We start from the raw sequence: 18,580 nt of genomic DNA, 5'->3' as shown, positions 1-18,580 counted from the left end.
TCACCCCACAATCGTGTCATAATATTTAACAACGTTGATATGTTTATCAACACCGTTAACTTTGTACATTTCTTCCCTAAAATGTCCAACTTGCAAAGTAGCCACAAACATACCATTATCAATCTTGAGCATACCACCAGTAATTGAAGCAACTTCTGCACCAGCTGAGTAAAAGGCAATGCGGTCTTTAGCAACACGCACGGAACTTGTACCATCTTTAGACCCGATAATAAGTCCCTCTTCAGACGCTGACATATAATTGTCAATAAAATTCCATTGCTCTTTTAAGTCTAAAATGTCATTAGAAGCTTTGATAGCACGTTGACTAGCAGTGATAAGGTCTTGCTCAGATAACTTTTGGCTAGCATTCATTGCTGCTATTGCAGACTGTATTTGTTTTTGTAAGCTAGCTAGTGCATCAACACTTGCTTTGGCTTGTAATTCAGCATTGGCAATAGCCTGTAATTCAGCAAGTTTATTGATTTGCTCAATCGTTAAACCTTGGTCTGCTTTGCCATCAATTTTATTATTGATGTCTTGTAGTTGCTTTTCATCTAGCGCTCCGGCAGGACCTTGCGGACCCATTGGACCATCGTTCCCTTTTTCTCCTTGCTTGCCATCTGAACCTTTATCGCCGTAAACACCAATAATAGCCGGTGTCGTCTCTTTTCGAGTGCCATCTGAATAAACATCAACATGATAATACCAATGATATTTATTAGTCTCAGTAATTTCCTGAGGCGTCTTAGTCCAACCAGATGTTGCAGATGTGACACCTGTACGATTTGGTGACGCTAAGTAATAGTCCTCTGTAGAGACAATCCCACGTCCAGCTGGTCCTTGTTCTCCAAGCGAGTTAGTAAAAGTAATCTGTTTACTTGCAATCAACTCATTATTTAAATAAGCCTCAACAGTAATGATTAGAGGTTTATCAGACGGTACATCCTTAGCGTCAACTGCCAATTGCAATCCAGCGCCGGCTAATTGACCATCTCGTTTAAATTGATAGCTTGCATCAAACTTTTTGTTACCTTTCCAAAGTTCAGCAGTTAAAATCGTGCGGCCTTCGCCGTTTAAAAACACATTTCCATTGTCTGTCATTAACCGCAAGTCGTAAGGTTTAGCAGCTTCTGCTAATTCGTTCATGCGGTCAATTAAACCTTGTGAGACTTTGCTCTCTAAAGCTCTGTAATTATCAAATACTGTCTTATTTTGATTAGGCTCTGTAAACGAAATGTGTTGCTCGCTAACCCTTGCTTCTAAAATTAAGCTTGGGGTGTATTCTGGGTCATTGATTTTGATGGTGTCACCAATATCTAAATCACCAATAAACCCAGATACTTCATAGGTTACCGCTGGATAACAATGTTTTCTCAGGTCTGCGAGAGCAACAGAGATAAGCTTTTCCTCGCTCTCTGTGTCAACATCTAAATCTTTTCGTATCCAGTTGTCGTCTGTCTCGATGCCAGTAAACGCTGACGGATAAAGAGATTTAGATAGAGGGGCGTAGAGCATACTGTTTTTAACGTAAAACTCAACTTGTCCCGCTTCGTTTTTCCACTCACGATAAAGCGATGGATTAATTAAGACCTCTTTTTCTTCAGATGCCGTGGTTGTTTCAGATTGCGGTTGTTCTGCTTGTGCAGTACCTTCGACACGTTTTCCTTGAACGATTTCTGGCGGATAACAGACTGTCTGTACAACTGATAAATAAGCGCTAGCGCTATATGTATGCTCTTGGACAGTTTGCACGTTGTTATAGTTTTGCTCTAATACTGTGAGCGTGTCTCCAGATAGAGATTTAACGACAACAGTATGCCCCCAACCACCTGTAAAAACAGGACTGCCAGCGTTTGCTCTGATGTTAACAATCGAGCCTGTGATTAAGTCTGCGACTTTATTTGGTTGTACAACTTTCCAACCAAATTGACCCCAGTTGTAATCCGTACCAATCTGAGCAGCGGCAGCGCCAGCACCAATAAGTCCTCTAAAACTAGTTACACCACCGTTTAGGCCTGGACCATCTAACTTCATAGCGTACCAAGCAGCTAACGCATAACATTGACCAGAGCCTACTCGTTGACCTTTCAGTCTGTTCGCTTCCGCAAGCACTGCTTTTGTTTTAGAAGCTATCTGAGTAGTGTTTTGACTAGTCGAACCACCATTTTTAAATTGGTTATCGACGTTATCCATAGCGCCATTATTATTACGGTTAACACCTGCTCGGATGTCTCGCATGAGAGGTGCATAATGAGCATAACCAGCGGCTGCATAGTCATATGTTGCACCACCGACTCTAAATAGGCCTTTTGTATACTCGTCAATGGTTAGCTTACCTTTTACGGCATAAATACCTTGCTCAGCCAAGAGGTAAGTATAATCTTTTAAGTAGTCATCAACACTTGCGTAGTGGTTGTAATAACCACCTTCAGCACGAGGCTGCCCTTTGGAGACATTTATTCCGCTTGGTCTAGTTGTTGCACCTGTCCAAGTAATACCACCCCAGTTATTGTCAGCTCTTCCGACTGGAGTATCTCCCCAAAACGATTCAAGGTAAAGCTGACTAAAGACACCAGATGGTAACAGCTTGTATTTACTGCATAAACTTAAAATGGTGTTAACAACAGATGATTGCATTACATGACCTGCATAAGTCAAATTACCGCCCGACCACAAAACAGAAACTGTTTGCACAGAGCCTTGTTTAGCAGTCGTTGTAGTTGTCGTCGTTGTTGTTTTACCGCTTGGTCTTATAGCGTTGTAAATGCCTGTTTTATCAATCTTACGTCTGACACTCTCGATATTTTTGCCATATTGCAAAATAATATCATCTCGTCTACGACCGACACCTTGATGTGTAGCATCGTTCTTCTTGTAGACATTCATAACAAACGACTTCAAACTTGAATCGTTTCTTAAATTTGTCACAAATTCAATTTCAGCATCAAAATTATTAGCGATTGATAACAAGCGTTTGAGATTGGTATCTTGACCAGTCCATTCGATTGTTCGTTTTTGGCCTGATACCTCATTGGCGCCAATGGTAATAGCACCGTTTTTAAGGATGCCAAATAAATTACAATAATCCACAAAAGACATTTGAGTCGCTGCTTTATAAGGTCCTGCATACTCATTAAGTAGCTCGAGATTGAGATTCTCGCAGTAACAACGTATTTCAATGTCTGTCTCGTCTGTTGACATCACGTTAAACAAATAAGACTTGCCGTTGTATTTAAACGACACAAAAGACCTCTCTGTTAATGTCAGATAGGCCTTTTCTTTGACTGTGTCAGACTTAATTCCTCGCTTATAAACCGTAAATTCAAACGTTGAATTAGCCGTCTTTAAATACTGCGAAAATTTATCATCATAATAATTTAAGGTGTCTTGCTTATCGTTATCAATATAAGCAACTTTTTCTAAATTTGCGTTGTGAATTGTTATAAGCAATTATAGCCACCTTTCTTCAAAACTTAATGTTATATCTGGGTTAGCAGTCGACCAACTTGACGAGTAAACCTCTAATGTCGATGAACCTGGAGGAATTTTAGGAAAACTAAAAAAGCCATCAACGATGATGTTGGCTTTTGGAATGTTATCGACTAAAACCGTGTCATTTTCGGCATTAATGACAACTTCCGTCCCTGTCCCGAAAGCATTCGGAACATTAAATTCGTACGGCACTTTGTCCTTGCGATAATAAAATCCGTCAATATACATGTGTGTTACTAAAGGATTGCCTTGAATAGTTCCAATTGCAATGTGTACCTGTTTAGATTTTTTTCCCTTTAATTCGGGGAACACTCGCTTGTTTTGAGAACCCCACCAAAATACAGACACAGTGTCATCAGCCCTCGTCATATCAGACCAGCCTCTCGGCTCATTGAACGGATTATGTTCGTTTGCTGTTGTTGCATCAAACGTCCATTTTAAATCAGTATTTTTAAAACCGCCTTTACCATCGGTGATCATAAAATTATACTCTGTCTTAGTACCAGCTTGCCTTTTGTAGGTTTCGACACCGTATAAAAATTGGTCATTTTCGTCTGATACTGCTACTTTGATAAAACCATATTGATTCATCAACCCACAAATAAAGACTTGCCGCCACCAGATATAGTCGTAAAGCCCACCGCCATCAGGGATGTCAAATGTTAAAGAACCAGCATGGTAACCAGGAGAAATACTGCCTTCAATTTCAAGGTGTTTTCTATCCCAAACCTGATTCCATTGCAAGTTTTTATCTAAAATCTGTCCTTTATCGTTTAAAATAGCAACATTCTTTTTGCCTGTTGTTAAGGCATTGACGATTCTTTCGTCTTTAAAATCGTAAGCAACAACCGACTTCTCACGAATTTCAGCATCTGCTATTTCTCTGTCTCCGACTTCAAAAACAGATGATTTATTAACAAAAGCTAAATAGCCATTTTCTGCATTGTGCTTGACTGTGATGATTGGATGCGCGTCGACATTACCGTTGTTTGTAATGTCAATCAGTAGCTTCTTGCCATCTTGTCTGTAATTCGTGATTTTTTTGTATGACACTGAGTGGGCCACACCGTCTGGAACAAGCAGTTCCAAAGTTACTAGGCTTAACCATGCGATCGGGTCGCTAGCAGATATTTTATTTATTGGTATAGCTAGATAATATTTGTCAGGTTCGTCGCTAAAAGTTACTTTGACTTGCTCGTTAACATTAAAAATACCAGCTAGTTTATGTTTTAGCTGGTTTAATGCGTACTCGTTTGTCCTGTCTTTTAAATAAAAGTCAACTGTAATGATTTTTGCGCTAGTATTGATTTTTTTAACATGCAAACCAATAAATGGAGCATCGTTGGTTTCGGCTTGTCTCTCGTTACCGATATCGCGATTAATAGACATGATAGTGATGAGGCTAGATAAGTCCACATCATTAAAAGTCATTGTAGCCATCTAAACCTCACCTCTCAATCGTTTTAATGTCATATCTCGACTATTTAGATAATCTCTCATATCTCCACCTGTCGTTCTAGCGACCTCACGGCCGTTGATATTTAACACAACAGGGCGTTTAACAGCATCGTTAGCTAGTTTCAAAGCACTTTTGGCAATCTCATCATTACTATCCATATAAGCAACACCAGAATTGGCTTTAGCAGATTCTCGAGCGTATTTCATACTGACATCGTGTGGGACAACGGTTGTGTCGTTTGGCAAGTGTACCAATTCACCGCGTCCACCCTCGTTAATACGAGCAAATCCACCCTGCCAATTGGATGTCCCTCTGGCGAGATATGGGATTTTATCAATTAAACCAACATTTACTCCAGGTATTTTGTTAGCTGATTTAATTAAAAAGTTAATACCACTGATGGCCCCATTAATCATGTCAATCAAGGCATTTAGCACACCTTTTCCAATAGCAACAATACCATTAAAAATACCGCTAAATATATCAACAACACCATTCCAAGCCTTTTCCCAGTTGCCTGTGAAAACACCAGTGATAAAATCAGTCAGTCCGCCCATAATTTTCATAAGGTTTTTTATGAGTTCTCCGAATAATGTAAACGCTGTGCCTACAACGTTGGTTATGGTTGTAAAAACACCAATAAAAATACTGCCTAAAGCGATTAAAACGGGAGGTAATATAGTGCCAAAAACATTCATGATAAATTGGATAACGGGTTCGAATTTAGCTAAAAGATCCGAAAGCGAAACAACAATCATCTCAACCATACCTTTAAAACTATCGTATAGAGGTGTCAAAGCCTCATCCACAATAGCATCAATGATAGCTTTAAGTGCTGTAAAAACAGGTTGTAAAAAACCAGTCCACGCACTTTGAACAATATTACCTAAAGTGGTAAAGATGCCAGTTACTGCGTTTCTAAATTTTTCTGAAGTTTTCCACAAGTCTTGAATTGTATAAACAATAAGAGCTATTACAGCTATTACAGCGCTTGCTAAAGCGGCAAATCCTGATAACCCACCGCCAAGCGATGAAATAACGCTTGAAACTGCACCACCTTGCGAAACAATTCCGCTCATCCATGTGAAAAACGGGGCGATCGCCTCGCTTATGATTCCGAAGGATTCTACCAAAGATGCTATTCCTACTGTTAATTTACCAAATACAAGCAAGACAGGACCTGCTAGAGCTACAATAGACAATGTCCACCTTTGCCAAGGTTCTAATGGCAAATTGTCCCATATGGTTTTTAAAACGTTACTTACATTTGTGACAAACTGTTTTGTGGTTTCCTCTAACTCTGCCATCAAACGCTTAACGTCAGCGTTTTTGTCACCTAGCCCAGCTGCTAAGTTATTAGCAGATGCAAGCATAGCTTGGAACGAACCACTGACTGTTGTACTTCCTTCTTTAGCAGTAGTTCCAGTTATTTCCAATTCGTTTTGGATAACGTGGATAGCTTCGATAATGTCCGCAAAATTTTCAATGTCATAATGCACACCAGATAATTTTTCGGCTTCTTCAAGGAGCCTTTTCATTTCCTCTTTTGTCCCGCCAAAACCTAATTTAAGGTTGTCCAGCATCGTGTAATTACCTTTAGCAAAGCCTTGATAGGCATTTTGGATTGACTCAATGCTAGTACCAAATTTGTTAGCGTTGTCAGACATGTCAATGATAGCCTTATCAGCTACCTTAGCGGCTTTCGCAGTATCTCCACCTAACCCTTGTAATAAACTTGCAGAGAATGAAGTCACCTGCTCCATGTATTTTGTTCCAGAGATACCAGCTGTTTTATAAGCTTTTTCGGAGTTTTTTATTACCTCTTTTGCTGATTGCTTAAATAGCGTCTCAACACCGCCTACCGCTTGTTCTAAATCAGCGAATTGTTTGACAGCATACCCGACACCTGCTGCAAGAGGTAAGGTTATTTTTTGGGTTAATGACGACCCAACGTCGCTAATTTTTGAGCCAAATTCAGACATGCTTTGACTGATGTCTTTCATTTTGCCCGAAAAATCAGTTAAGCTTTTAGCAGCTAAATCAAATTCAGAGGTCATCTCCTGATTTGTCTTTTTGACTTTTTCTTTGAGTTTTTCTGCTGCTTTTATCGCTTTTTCAAATTCTTTTAGCATTTCGGAGGAGTCACCGGTTACCTGTATTGCTAAAGTATAATCAGCCATTGTCCACCCCCTCGCTCGGTTTTGTCATATTATTAGCTTGATAGACTAAATCAACCCAAGATTTACCTTCATCAGCGATGTTTTTGTTAATGATTTCCAAATGCGCTTCAACGATTTCCATGTTCGCAGGCTGTTGCTGACGCTTCCACAAATCAACAAATTTAGCGCTTTTTTTGCGCATAGCATTACTGACCGCATTTAGCACAGCATTGCGCATAAGCTCACCTTCTCTCACTTGCTTATCTTCCCAAGCTTTTCTGATAAAGGCTTTTTCCCGTCTGGTTAATTCCAAGAATTCGGACTTTGTAGTCCCAAAATTGACAAAATAAAAAGCAAAGTCAATATCTTTGTGATACTGACTTGCTAATCTGTCGTATTCTGCATCTATGCTATCACTAGACCCGCCGAGGTACTCAAAGTCAACTAAGCGCCGAGGAAGAAAAAAGGGCAATCACGCTGGATTGTGTTGATCACCAGCATATTTACATACGCATAACCTTTTGTATTTAACACTTTAGTAAAAACGTTAGAGCCTTGCTCGCTAGACACACGACCGCCTTCTACCGCATAAAGAGCGTTAGCAAAATACTGACGTAGCATAGATAGCGACAACATACCTTTGTTATTTACAACAACATCCATAAACGCTTTACCTGTCAAAGCTTCTACCGTTTCAATGGTTTTTTCGTTGTATTTTAGTTCGTATTGTTTTTCGTCAATAATAATCAATTCTTTTTCCATTTGTCCCCCTGTTAGCTAGGCATAGCTGTTACTTTTTCAGCGTCTTCTGGTGATAATGTTGATAAATCAATCAATGCTCCATTCCCTTCGAGACTGATTGAATATGTCATGCCGTCATCATAAGGTGCCTCCAAGCTATAATCACTTACCGAAGCAAGTCCGCCAAACATACCTTTTTTGGTTTTACCGTTAATAACTTTAATACAAACAAACTCGCTCTTTTCAAAAGCTTCGCCCAATTGTTTGTGAGTCTCGTCTGACGGTACATAAAGACCATCGTTGTCAATGGACCATTCTTTCATTCCTGGAATTTTTGATTTCCAACCGCCTTTGGTATCTTTAGATGATACCTCAATTGAGTCAGCTGTACGGTTAATTGTTAACCCTTGCTGACCACTAATAGCAAGTAATTTTGCACCAGTTTTATCAAAGATTGCTAAGATAATGTCTTTACCAGCAATGGCTTTTGTTGCCGATGCATCAAAATTACAATAAACATTTTGGTCAAATGCCACCATTATTTCTCCTTTTAAATTTTTACTTTAAAACCGTACGAAACTTTTATTTCGTAGGCTACAATTGCATGCATTTCGCCAGTTTCGTCCTCTTGTAAGGATTGCATACCAACTTCTGATTGTCTCAAAATGTCGATTTCTTCTGGCAAAACTAATTCTTCTGTGAGCGCTTCTTCGAGTTTTTCAATCATGTCATAAATAGCTATTTTGCTTTTCCCAGCTTCCGCTATGGCATGTATCCAAACCGTAAACACTTCACACCACATGACTTTTGTGTCTTCTGGTCGTTTATCCACAACCTCAATAAAATAAAAAGGCGATGGCACGTCTTCTGGGACGTGATCATAAGCCATCAACCCTGTCTTATCTTCAATTTTTTGTTTAATTGAGGCATGTAAATCAACCAGTCCCAGTTTTTTTAACATGTCATCTCCTTAATTCGTTTAGCATGTCTTGCCTATAAATTTCACGCTGTTTTTTGACGTTATTAAACAGGTATTTTGTCCCGTTAACATAGCCAATCTGTTTGCCGTTACGGACAAGTCTATGACCGTATTCAACATGAGGTGCATAGTCCTTGATATATCCAAAATTACCTGTGATAACACCTTTTGATGAGTTTACCTTTTTGAGACGTCTAGAGCGCAACAACTCGCCAGACTTATGCCTTTTAGTGTTTTTACCAATCGGTGTACCAGGCGGTCTTGCTGATCTGTTAAACATCTCTGTGAGGTTTTTGTTGACAACCCTATCCCAACGCTTCTCGCTCATTGACCTTAGTTTTACCTCTAAGGCTGGCATACCTGTCATTGACATTCTCATAAGCGATATCCTTTGATGACGAGTAGTCTCCATCTACCAAGATGTTTAACGGATTCAACTTTGTATTTTGAGCCGTCTATTACAACGTGTGACGCTTGTTTGGCTTCCGCCTTGCTAACTTGATTAGTCAGCAATTTGCGTGCGCTAGACGTTAAATCTCGACCGTATAAGGACACGTCATCAGCCGACCATTCAGTAAAACGACCTTTAGCAACTCTTTTGACAACATCTTTCGTGATGTCGTTGCCGAGTCTGTCTTTTTCTCCCGTTTTTTGCGATGTTACTAAGTCAAAATTAACAAACATCATAAAAACCGCACCACCTTTTTATTCAAGATGGCTAGACGGTCCTTTTTATATGACGCTAACTCCTCGCCATATTCTGCCAAAACGTTTTCAATAAATTTAGTTGATATTGTGTCTGCTTTTTCCGTGTCAATTCCTTCAAAATACATACGACGATACATTTTGACAACAACATCAACAGCGATGGAATTAAAAAGAGGGTTAAAAACGACATCGCCGACTTTTAAATTAATACGGTCGATAGCCGTTTGCGTTAACTCCTCTAATAACTCCTCTTTTAAAGACGTTTCGTCTGCTAAACGGACACGGACACGATCAATAATTGCTTGTTTTGTTTCGTCCATGTCAACCTACTTTCTAGATGTGTGCTTGCAGTAATTCGATGATTTCAGCTTTTTTAGCATTGCTTGGAATTTCGATTCCTAATTCCTCGGCTTTAGCTTTTAACTCATCCACTTTTAAACCATCTAAGCTATTGCCATTACCTGACACCTCAATAAATGGTTTATGTTCTGTATTGTTGCTAGATAACAAGCTTTCTAAGCGCTCTTTGCTTGGCTCATAGCCTTTGCGAGGAAAGCTGTCGCCAACCTCGTACAAAAAGCTATTGTCAAGCAAGTCAAAAAAACGTGCTTTTACTGTGTAAGCCATAGATTACCCCCTTAGACGCCTGGTGTAAGAGTTACTTTAACAATTCCGTCAATGCGTTCTGGATACATCACCATACCAGATACAAGCAACGTTTGGATAGTAAGCGTTGTATTTTCTTGGAAGTGATTCATTCCAATGTAGCCGGTTGGATCACCGTAAAGATTAAATTCTTTAGCTAATTCAGAATTATTTGGATTGATGTAAGCAAAGATGATATTTTCTGGTACTGTCGCCCAGATTTCCCCTTTTGTGACATCGTTTGTCGAGATAATGACCGTCCCTGTAAAATCGACAAGGTAAGTCAATCCGAATGCGGTTTGAGTAGTGATGCCGGCTTTAGCGATGTATTCAGCGACATCAAGGCTATTAGCAAACACAATCGCACGCTCTGAACCATAATCTTCAAAGAGCACTTGCAGTTTACCCCAAGCAGAAGCTAAAGCCCCTTGCAATCCTGCACCAAGAGCATCTTGTGTTCCTGTACCTGTTTTAAGAGCAGTCACAAAGTCTGTGCGGATTTTCTTTTGCAACTGACGAACAAGTGCGTTGTCAGTATTTGTTACAGCTTCGTTAGAGCCATACATTTGGATGTCTTCGCCGGTTGTTGCTTTACGATATTTTTTAAGTTCGATTTTTTTCTCAGAGTGTGTTTTGCGAGCGACTTTAGACAACGGAATAACTTCCCCTTCCGGAACTGTGCCATCAGCTAATGTGACATCATAACCAGCGTATGTCTTAAGAGTCATTCCCTCAGATACTGAGATTTTACGAGTAACCCCAAGCATTTCAAGCAATTTCGAGATATTTTCTTGGAATTTGTTTGTGACGTCGATTGTGATAGGGTATTTAAGATCTGTTGATTTGATTAGATTTTCTTCTGGATAAGTACGTGATGTTACCATATGTTAATTTCTCCTGTTTTATTGGAATAGGCCGATGTTTTCGGCAATGAGTTTTTGTCGTTCCGCAGTATCTTTGACTGCTAAAATTTGTTCTTTTGTCAGTCCGCTATTACCATTTGACTTTTTAGGCGCTGGTGATTTAAGGCGTTCTTTGACTTCCTTTTCGACTGCTTCCGTAAAAGCTTCAGAAAACGCTTCTACTGCATTTTTAGTCTTATCTGCATCAGTAGATACCAATTGAGATAAAAGTGCGTCAGATACGCTGATATTAGCTTCTGATAGCATTGTGCGAGCGGTACTCTTCATTTCTGACAGTGTACGTTCGGCTTCGAGTTCGGCAATACGTGCTTCAAGTTTTGCTTTTTCATGTTGTGCTTTTTGTTCAGCATTCATTTTTGCAAGTCTCTTAGCTTCGTTTTCTTTTTCTTCAGTCTCAGCCACCCATTTATTTCGTGCAGTATCAATAGCCTTAGCCACACGCTTGTCAAATTCAGCTTGCTTTTTAGGGTCTGACAAAATATCGTCAAACGTTTGTTCCTTAGCTTCTTCTTGTGCACCAGATCGTTCTAGGATTTCTTCGTTTTCCATTTTTTCCTCCTGCCCCACGCCATTGCTCAAAAGCCCCAGCGCATTGCTTTAGATTTTTATTTGCCTAGTTTTTTGTCATGCGACAGGACATAATAAAAAGCCGTATTGCTACGACTTGTTTTTCCCCCATTTCCGTTTGTAATTTTGCTTGATGTAGTCGACATCATCGCCGATTGACTTGATGGCTGCTTGGTTATCTAACGTCGCTGATTTAACAGCGTCTAGCTCCAATCGCAACGCTGTAATTTGACCGATTGCTAAGCCTAATAATGTCTCTAATCTACGTTTTTTCTTAATGCGTTTATTCATCCGTTTTTACCTCTCTAAATAATCATCTGGAATAACCATAGCAAACGTGCTACGGCAGTTTGCGTGCATGGGCGGGAAGTTAACTCCAACCTGTTTATCTTTAAGTTTAAATTTATGACCGTCTAAGCCCCTACAAATCGAGCTGGTGGCCCCATCCAAAACAGAGACAAACTCGTACTCATCAAAGTCTTTGCTATCCTCAAACGGCGCAATCATCGCTTGATTGTTGACATAAGTACCCTCAGTCATAATCAATCGTGTAATGTCCGACTGCGACCTTACAGTAAAACGCTCAGACATCTGTTTGACGACTTTATCAAAACTATCTCCTCTGATAATCGCTGTCTTAAAGTCGTTTGTTAGATAGTTGACAAGTTTATCTTTGTTAGTCCAGATACTAGAACTAAAATTACCTTTACCAGTCCAATCATTGTTAACAAACAACTCTGCGGATACTTTGTCAGTTTGGAAACCAATTGTTTTAGCGGTTTCTTGATAACCTTTTTTAAAGACTGTCGTCAAATGCTTGGTTAATTCCGCTTCTTCAATAGCCCCTATTTCCAACTGCTGCATTTTAATGCTTAATTCTAGTCCTTGTAATCTATCTAGTTTATAAATAGATGTTCTGACAGGCATTAAATCAGCATGTTGTGGATATTTTTCAGCAAATCGCTCGCAATCTCGATAAAGCAAGTCTTTGTCAGCTTTAGATAGCTGTTGCAAAAGATTTCGATACTCAATAACGTTATCTTTTCCGTACTTACTAAAATAAGCCCCTATTTCCTTTTCTAAGACCTTTGCTTCATCAACATAATATTTGCTAAGCTTAGTCTGTAAAGAACGCTCTGACGTCTCTAAATTCGCCCAGAGCTGCTTCTGGCGTTCATTCCAATACTGTTGTGGTGTTTTGGCCATTTAGACCTCCTGCTTGTCGGCTGATTAACGTTGGCTTATCACCGTTTTTCTTTTCAATTTCTTTTTGCGGGTTTTCCACAATAGATAGCACACCGACCTGTGTTTCTTCCGAGACAATCCCCGCTAAATTGCCTGCAATTTGAGACTCCTCTAAGAGATTTGCTGGTAGATTGCGAGTAAATTTATACTTAATGCCAATCCAATCTTTAGGTCCTATCTTAGACGTAGGATAGCTTGCAATAAGCTTATATCTGCGGTTCATCCCGCTCATAAACTTACGCTCTTTTGTCTTAGCTAAGTTATCCATAGCTTGCAAACGATAACGTAAAGCGATGCCGCTAGCTGTACCGAACGATTCGTCGCTGATATTGGCGACCATAGCAGTCCTAAAAATTAAGTCTTCCAATCTGTCGAGCAAATGCTCTTGCGTTGCATCAGCATCTGGCTTTTGTAAAAACTCAACAATTAACTGCTGCGCATCAGTATCTTTTAGATTGATAATGCGGGTGTCTCTAAGAGACTTCAATGTCTCGTCATCTAGCTCAGCACCCAAAATTTTAAGATAAGCGTCTGCGAAATACTCAACGTCATTGGCTTTTTCGGAGATAGCTTTATTAAACGCATTAATCAATGTCACAACACTAGCTAGCAAGCTTTGTCGCTCTTCGTTTTCAACGTACTCAATCATCGGCACGCCATCAAACGGATGAGGTTCACTCTCTCCAATTTCGAGTCCTTTTTCGCCATCTTTAAAATAAGTAATGTTGTTGGCATCTGAGTAAGACCCCTCCAAAACGCCGTCCTTATTATAAAAATATCGCACAGCAAATAACGGCTTTTGCCTAATGGAATCGTCATAAACAATAAATGCTTCAAGGGGTGTCAGATAAGTAATTCCGACCTCCGCATTCTCGTCATTAAAAACCAACTCATAACCGTGTCCGTAAATACTACAAATCTTTGATAACTCTGCATTGTTGTCGTCTTGGTCATTATATCCGTCTAGCAACTCTAAATAATTACTGACTTGTTTATTCTCGTGGCTCGTTTGGACTGGAACGCCGATAAAATAGCCATTAAATGTATCAACGATGTATTTTGCAAAATTAACAACCAAGCGATTATCAGGTTTGTATTGCTCTTTTGGTTTTTGTCGCAAAATAGCGTGAGAACCCTCGTACAGCTGCTTATAAACTAAATAATCAGCGTTAAACGACTTGTGTTTTTGGATTAGCTCGTTTAACAAATCTTTTGTCATCTCTGTATCCGATGGCACAATAAATAATTCTGGCACTAGATACCTCCTTTAAATGTTTTGACGATGGTTTTAGTCGCTCTCATGTCGTCTGACATAGCATACCTTGTCGCATCTATCGCATGGTTATCCTTGTCTTCTAAACGAGGTTTAGGGTTGCCATCTCTATCGACTTGATAGTCGATGTTTTCAAATTCTCGAGCGATATTTGGTGTCCGTTTTGGGTCGATGCAGATAAAATCTAGGTCATCTAACCAACGCTCCCCAAACTCTACAGAGTCAGGGCCTTTTTTGGCACCTCTGATACGCTTAATCCCAAATTCATTTCGCAACTCTGCGATAGATTTAGGTTCGGCTGCATCTGCAAATATCTCATCGTTTGAGTACCCTTTATCTTTTAACCAGTTTGCTAACTGTCTGTTACTAATCTTTTGCCCGTATAGCTCATCAATCGCATAAATCCCATTATGCTTTTTATCGTAATGCCAACGCACGAAAGCTAATGGATCAGTAGCGTAACCAAAGTCGACAGCGTTACGGATATTATCAAACGACCTGTATAATTCGTCTGGTATTGTCTCAAATCGTAGGTTATCAAACGGCACAACACCAGAACCAATTGCCTCTCCTAAATACTCCCAACGATAACGACGTTCCGAACGCTCTCTCGTGGCTTCCGCCTCGGCTATAAACTCTTTGGCAATAAAAGGGTTATCTTTATACGTCGAAGCGTGTACGAACGTATTAGACGGCTGAAATTGTGTCTCATATTTCTTGTTAACCCAAGACTGCTTGCGTTTCGGGGGATTGTATGTATAAAAAAACTTATAAAAAAGACCATCGCCTAACTCTCCACGTAAAAGCGAGTTGGTGATAGTCTTGACTTCATCCTCTGTTTTAAATTCCGCCAATTCCTCAATCCACCCTATTGCAAACGGGAAGCGACTGTCTTTAAGTGATTTGATACGCTCTGGATTTTGAGCGCCACGGAATACAATGTAATTACCTCTCGGGATATATGTGATCCTTAACGGTGACTTATTAAATTTAAAATAGCGCTCTAACCCTTGCTCAGATATAGCCCACTTGATTTGCTCATAAACAGACTGCTCCAGAGTATTATCTGTCTTACGAATACAAACCGCATTGACTGGATACTGTATTATTAGTCTTGAGATAATAAAAGCGATGTTAGATGATTTGCCAGAACCGCGGCCGCCTTTACATGCAATATTTAGTATTTTAGGATTCCACGTTGCTTGAACAACAGGTTTAAAGCCGATTGGGATAATATCAGCTAAATCAACTACCATTATCTTGCACCCATGAATTCGCTAGCACGATAGGTTCGTCTATACTGATTTCTTGCTTGTCTGTCGGTTTATAACCTGCTCTGTCAAGGATATCTTGAGAAGCTTGTAGTCTTACTATTTCTGATTTTGCGTTTTTGCTTAGATTAACAAGCGTTCCAATCGCAGAAAGAGCATATTTGCCAAAAGCTTTTTCTGCGATTTCATCGTTTAATTTATTCCAACCCGATTTATCTTCTGGGTCATTTTCCCAATTTCGTAGCTGCCTGTCTGTGATACCGATTATTTCCGCGACTTGTGCTTGATTAGCTGTTGGATTTAATAGTTTAAACTCAATAGCATCAAGCATTTTTGCCTTATTTGCTCTTGCCAAAATATGTTCCTCCTTTCGGAAATTTTCGGAAATAAAAAGCCACTCAATGAGTGACTAAGTAAGCGTGCGAGCGGACTCGAACCACCACGCCTCAATGTTGAGCTATCAACATAATAAGGAATCGAACCTTATTGCCATGGCACGCTTTTATAGGAACAGTCGGAATCGAACCGACTTACAACCGTTGTCCCTACTAACCACAAGCAAGGTTGCGACCCTTGTTTTACTTGCGGTTAATCAATCGACTTAGCACTGGTACGCATTGTAAAGAGGCGCCGCTAAGTCTTAAAAAAGCCCCATATCAGAACGTATCTGCCTTTAAAGGAATGGGGGGATTGTCTTTTCCAACTGTTTCCAATTTGGAAATAGCTGGTATTGAGACGGCAGGATTCGAACCTGCATACCCATTTGTCGTCTCAACTCGCTGTACCGCCACCAGGCTACAAAATAACAAGTTCGATCGTAGTTAAAGTTGGCGACTAAATAAATAGTCAGTTGGTAAAATGGTTATCTCTTCTTGTTATTTTGATAGTACTATAATAACATGAATATTTATATAGAATGTACATAATTATTCCATATTAATTCCAGCTTTTTTCCATTTTTTCGACAAGCAACATCCCCTCTTTGTATAGTTCAGAAAAAGACATTAAAGCATTATCTAGCATGTTGTAGTACTGACTTTTCTCGTAACCAAGTTTTGTATAAATATCACAATCAGTCTTTGGATATGTGAGCAAATACTTGTCAATCAGTATCAATCTATACTCTGGGTCGAATATCCCGTTGACCGCTCTCTCAATCGCATCCAGCTCCTGTTCTGCCGATACACGATTAAGCGCTAGTCTCTCAACAGGCTTGCTAGGGACTCCATGCGGTTGCCTTGGCTCAAATGAGTATGTAGCTGTAACTTTTTGAGTATCTACGTCATTAGCTATCCTCCGCCAGCGTGGATACTCTCTCAATTTACGCTTGGCATTAGATTTTGTTTTTTGGATATCAATCTCTGGAAAAAACGTCATGAAAGCCCCCGATGTGGTATAATATTAGTGTTGATAATATTTCTGGAGGCGTTCTGCATGGACGTCTTTTTGTTTTGTGGAGAAAAGCCCTCTCTTCCTTTTTTATAAGCCAGCTCAGGCACACGGAGCCATTGTCTTCGAAACAGTTTTTAAGTGCCTTGCAGAATCACGACTATTATCGCTTTAGATTTATGGATAAAATTATTTGACACAGGCGTACGATGTCAGTATTAGCGCCTTGAATAATAGCTAGTGACCGATAACCAGCGTTAGATTTGGTTTTTTGGTTAAGGAGATTCTTATCACATCCTTTTTTTAATTAATTTCGGTCTACACCTTACGAACCTTTGACAATTCGCAAGGCTGATAAAAATAAAAGGTCTCTAAGTCGCTTTTAACGTGGTTCCTGGCACGTAAACCCACAGAGCCATTGCAGGCTCTTGAGCGCTTGCGTGGGTTATAAATCCGTCAGTGGCACCCACTCAAACTGTGGAAATTGTTCTGCTTCTTTGCGTGTGCATTGGTAGGCGTTAAAGAAACTTTTACAATACAATGGTTTTCCATCGTCGTTCATCTTAAAAAAGTAGGATGTTTTATCATAGTCAACCAACACTCCTAATTCTTCAGTCATTCCGTCACCTCTTCCGCCCATCTAAACGCCCAATCAAAGTCCTTGCGGATTTCTTGTTCTGTTAAACGCATGTCATCTGTAAAATTATTAGATGAGTGAGTTGTAACAATTCTTACTTTTCCTTCAACCCATTTTTCAAGTCTCAAAGCTATTTGTTTGTCGTTTGGATTCGGAATTTCAACAGTGTATAGCTTTTCTTTTTCTACTGTGTAGCCGAATTGATGCATGTTGATAAGAGTACGAATTGGACTATTTGATTTTTGAATCCAATAATAGAAATCGTCTTTTTCAACTTTTTCATCATAGATTGTCATTTGATATAAATATAAATTGTATTCCAAATTATCTTTATGTTCCTCATACCAATCAGCCACAAACTGCGGAATTTCTGGCATTAGTTTATCGAACTTGATTTGTTTTAAAATATTTATGACCTCAGCTGTTGATACATGGATTACACTTGGCGGTACAATATAATCTTTTCTCTTATCTTCAAAATACTTTATCGCTTCTTCAATATACTCTATAGCTTCTTCAATGTTCATTTATTTCCTCGCTTAATCTCTAAAACTACTAATAATAATCGGTAAAAATAATATTAGCAGTGTCAAAACAACTGCTGTGTTATCGTCCATCCTTATCCCCCATTCCCAGTAAGTTCCGCAATTCTCTTTGTCTGTCTAGCCCTATCCTCGCTAGCACGTTTAAGCTGCTTTTGTGTCCTGCGTAATTGCGACTGCAAACCAGTGATTTGCGGTTTGTGGTGGTTTTGTAGTGCGATGCCAAAAACAAACACGAGACACAGCATGACTTTCAGTACAGCGATAATGATGTCTTTCTTCTCGATTGCTTTGTCTTTTTTTGCTAACTCATAAAGCAAGCAATCAATCATCTGTTCTTCTGTCATTCTTCCACGCTTTCTAGTAGGTTCTGTAATTTACGAACCAAAATATCTTTTCGAGTATCTAATTCATCTATATCTCGTTGTAATTCGTCAATTTCATATTGATAATCGTCAATCAAAAGATCAATGTCATTGATTTCACCTTCTATTTCTTCAATTAATTCTTCTTTTGTCATTCTTCCACCTCATCTTTCACATGTACTAAA

General features: G+C 39.4%; 23 protein-coding genes. All 23 read right to left on the bottom strand.

The window, feature by feature from the left end; all coding sequences use genetic code 11:
- The 23 genes from DYD17_RS02960 to DYD17_RS02855 all read right to left on the bottom strand — a co-directional run bounded on the left by DYD17_RS02960 (position 1) and on the right by DYD17_RS02855 (position 18,550).
- Positions 1-3,450: a glucosaminidase domain-containing protein gene (locus DYD17_RS02960; RefSeq protein WP_115252476.1), complete on the bottom strand. Its 3,450-nt coding sequence runs from the start codon at positions 3,448-3,450 to the stop codon at positions 1-3.
- A complete protein-coding gene (locus DYD17_RS02955) occupies positions 3,451-4,932 on the bottom strand; it encodes a distal tail protein Dit (protein WP_115252477.1) in 1,482 nt (493 codons plus the stop codon). It lies immediately after the preceding gene.
- Complete coding sequence (locus tag DYD17_RS02950) at positions 4,933-7,131, bottom strand: phage tail protein (RefSeq protein ID WP_115252478.1); 2,199 nt, start codon at positions 7,129-7,131, stop codon at positions 4,933-4,935. It abuts the gene before it with no gap.
- Complete coding sequence (locus tag DYD17_RS02945) at positions 7,124-7,582, bottom strand: hypothetical protein (RefSeq protein ID WP_115252692.1); 459 nt, start codon at positions 7,580-7,582, stop codon at positions 7,124-7,126. The genes DYD17_RS02950 and DYD17_RS02945 overlap by 8 nt, the downstream gene beginning before the upstream one ends.
- Positions 7,555-7,872 (bottom strand): hypothetical protein, encoded by a 318-nt coding sequence (locus tag DYD17_RS02940; protein WP_012767372.1) that lies wholly within the window; start codon positions 7,870-7,872, stop codon positions 7,555-7,557. The genes DYD17_RS02945 and DYD17_RS02940 overlap by 28 nt, the downstream gene beginning before the upstream one ends.
- A gap of 11 nt (positions 7,873-7,883) precedes the next feature.
- Complete coding sequence (locus DYD17_RS02935) at positions 7,884-8,390, bottom strand: phage major tail protein, TP901-1 family (protein WP_012767373.1); 507 nt, start codon at positions 8,388-8,390, stop codon at positions 7,884-7,886.
- An 11-nt stretch (positions 8,391-8,401) separates the two neighbouring features.
- Entirely contained in the window at positions 8,402-8,812 is a 411-nt protein-coding gene (locus tag DYD17_RS02930) for a DUF5072 family protein (protein ID WP_115252691.1), read from the bottom strand.
- 1 nt (position 8,813) lies between these two features.
- Positions 8,814-9,209 carry an antigen C gene (locus tag DYD17_RS02925; protein WP_048327815.1) on the bottom strand — a complete coding sequence of 132 codons (396 nt, stop codon included), beginning with the start codon at positions 9,207-9,209 and terminating at the stop codon, positions 8,814-8,816.
- A complete protein-coding gene (locus DYD17_RS02920; protein ID WP_115252690.1) occupies positions 9,206-9,517 on the bottom strand; it encodes a hypothetical protein in 312 nt (103 codons plus the stop codon). The genes DYD17_RS02925 and DYD17_RS02920 overlap by 4 nt, the downstream gene beginning before the upstream one ends.
- Positions 9,514-9,858 (bottom strand): hypothetical protein, encoded by a 345-nt coding sequence (locus DYD17_RS02915; protein WP_009880259.1) that lies wholly within the window; start codon positions 9,856-9,858, stop codon positions 9,514-9,516. The genes DYD17_RS02920 and DYD17_RS02915 overlap by 4 nt, the downstream gene beginning before the upstream one ends.
- Before the next feature lie 13 nt (positions 9,859-9,871).
- Positions 9,872-10,165 (bottom strand): HeH/LEM domain-containing protein, encoded by a 294-nt coding sequence (locus DYD17_RS02910; protein WP_115252689.1) that lies wholly within the window; start codon positions 10,163-10,165, stop codon positions 9,872-9,874.
- 11 nt (positions 10,166-10,176) lie between these two features.
- Entirely contained in the window at positions 10,177-11,067 is an 891-nt protein-coding gene (locus tag DYD17_RS02905) for a phage capsid protein (protein ID WP_115252688.1), read from the bottom strand.
- Positions 11,068-11,085: 18 nt separating this feature from the next.
- Positions 11,086-11,655 carry a DUF4355 domain-containing protein gene (locus DYD17_RS02900; protein WP_048327818.1) on the bottom strand — a complete coding sequence of 190 codons (570 nt, stop codon included), beginning with the start codon at positions 11,653-11,655 and terminating at the stop codon, positions 11,086-11,088.
- A gap of 108 nt (positions 11,656-11,763) precedes the next feature.
- Positions 11,764-11,964: a hypothetical protein gene (locus DYD17_RS02895; RefSeq protein ID WP_048327819.1), complete on the bottom strand. Its 201-nt coding sequence runs from the start codon at positions 11,962-11,964 to the stop codon at positions 11,764-11,766.
- Between the two features lie 6 nt (positions 11,965-11,970).
- On the bottom strand, positions 11,971-12,879 hold the full coding sequence (locus DYD17_RS02890) for a minor capsid protein (protein WP_115252687.1): 909 nt from the start codon (positions 12,877-12,879) through the stop codon (positions 11,971-11,973).
- Positions 12,848-14,173 (bottom strand): phage portal protein, encoded by a 1,326-nt coding sequence (locus tag DYD17_RS02885; protein WP_115252686.1) that lies wholly within the window; start codon positions 14,171-14,173, stop codon positions 12,848-12,850. Before DYD17_RS02885 ends, DYD17_RS02890 begins: the two co-directional genes overlap by 32 nt.
- Positions 14,173-15,447, bottom strand: coding sequence for a PBSX family phage terminase large subunit (locus DYD17_RS02880; RefSeq protein WP_115252685.1), 1,275 nt, complete (start codon positions 15,445-15,447; stop codon positions 14,173-14,175). Before DYD17_RS02880 ends, DYD17_RS02885 begins: the two co-directional genes overlap by 1 nt.
- Complete coding sequence (locus DYD17_RS02875) at positions 15,437-15,817, bottom strand: hypothetical protein (protein ID WP_115252684.1); 381 nt, start codon at positions 15,815-15,817, stop codon at positions 15,437-15,439. The genes DYD17_RS02880 and DYD17_RS02875 overlap by 11 nt, the downstream gene beginning before the upstream one ends.
- A 581-nt stretch (positions 15,818-16,398) precedes the next feature.
- Positions 16,399-16,839 carry an ArpU family phage packaging/lysis transcriptional regulator gene (locus DYD17_RS02870; RefSeq protein WP_115252683.1) on the bottom strand — a complete coding sequence of 147 codons (441 nt, stop codon included), beginning with the start codon at positions 16,837-16,839 and terminating at the stop codon, positions 16,399-16,401.
- 457 nt (positions 16,840-17,296) lie between these two features.
- The gene (locus tag DYD17_RS10925) at positions 17,297-17,470 is read right to left on the bottom strand and encodes a hypothetical protein (protein WP_174221690.1); all 174 of its coding nucleotides are present in this window, start codon (positions 17,468-17,470) and stop codon (positions 17,297-17,299) included.
- Positions 17,467-18,015, bottom strand: a complete 549-nt coding sequence (locus DYD17_RS02865) for a DUF1642 domain-containing protein (protein ID WP_115252682.1) — start codon at positions 18,013-18,015, stop codon at positions 17,467-17,469. Before DYD17_RS02865 ends, DYD17_RS10925 begins: the two co-directional genes overlap by 4 nt.
- A gap of 92 nt (positions 18,016-18,107) precedes the next feature.
- Positions 18,108-18,377: a hypothetical protein gene (locus DYD17_RS02860; RefSeq protein WP_115252681.1), complete on the bottom strand. Its 270-nt coding sequence runs from the start codon at positions 18,375-18,377 to the stop codon at positions 18,108-18,110.
- Positions 18,374-18,550: a hypothetical protein gene (locus DYD17_RS02855; protein ID WP_003051736.1), complete on the bottom strand. Its 177-nt coding sequence runs from the start codon at positions 18,548-18,550 to the stop codon at positions 18,374-18,376. The genes DYD17_RS02860 and DYD17_RS02855 overlap by 4 nt, the downstream gene beginning before the upstream one ends.
- Positions 18,551-18,580 lie beyond the last annotated feature (30 nt).

The sequence above is a fragment of the Streptococcus dysgalactiae subsp. dysgalactiae genome, assembly GCF_900459225.1.
In the GTDB taxonomy this organism is placed as follows: Bacteria; Bacillota; Bacilli; order Lactobacillales; family Streptococcaceae; genus Streptococcus; species Streptococcus dysgalactiae.
Note: the sequence above shows the minus strand (reverse complement) of the source record. Positions and strands in the feature narration are given on the sequence as shown.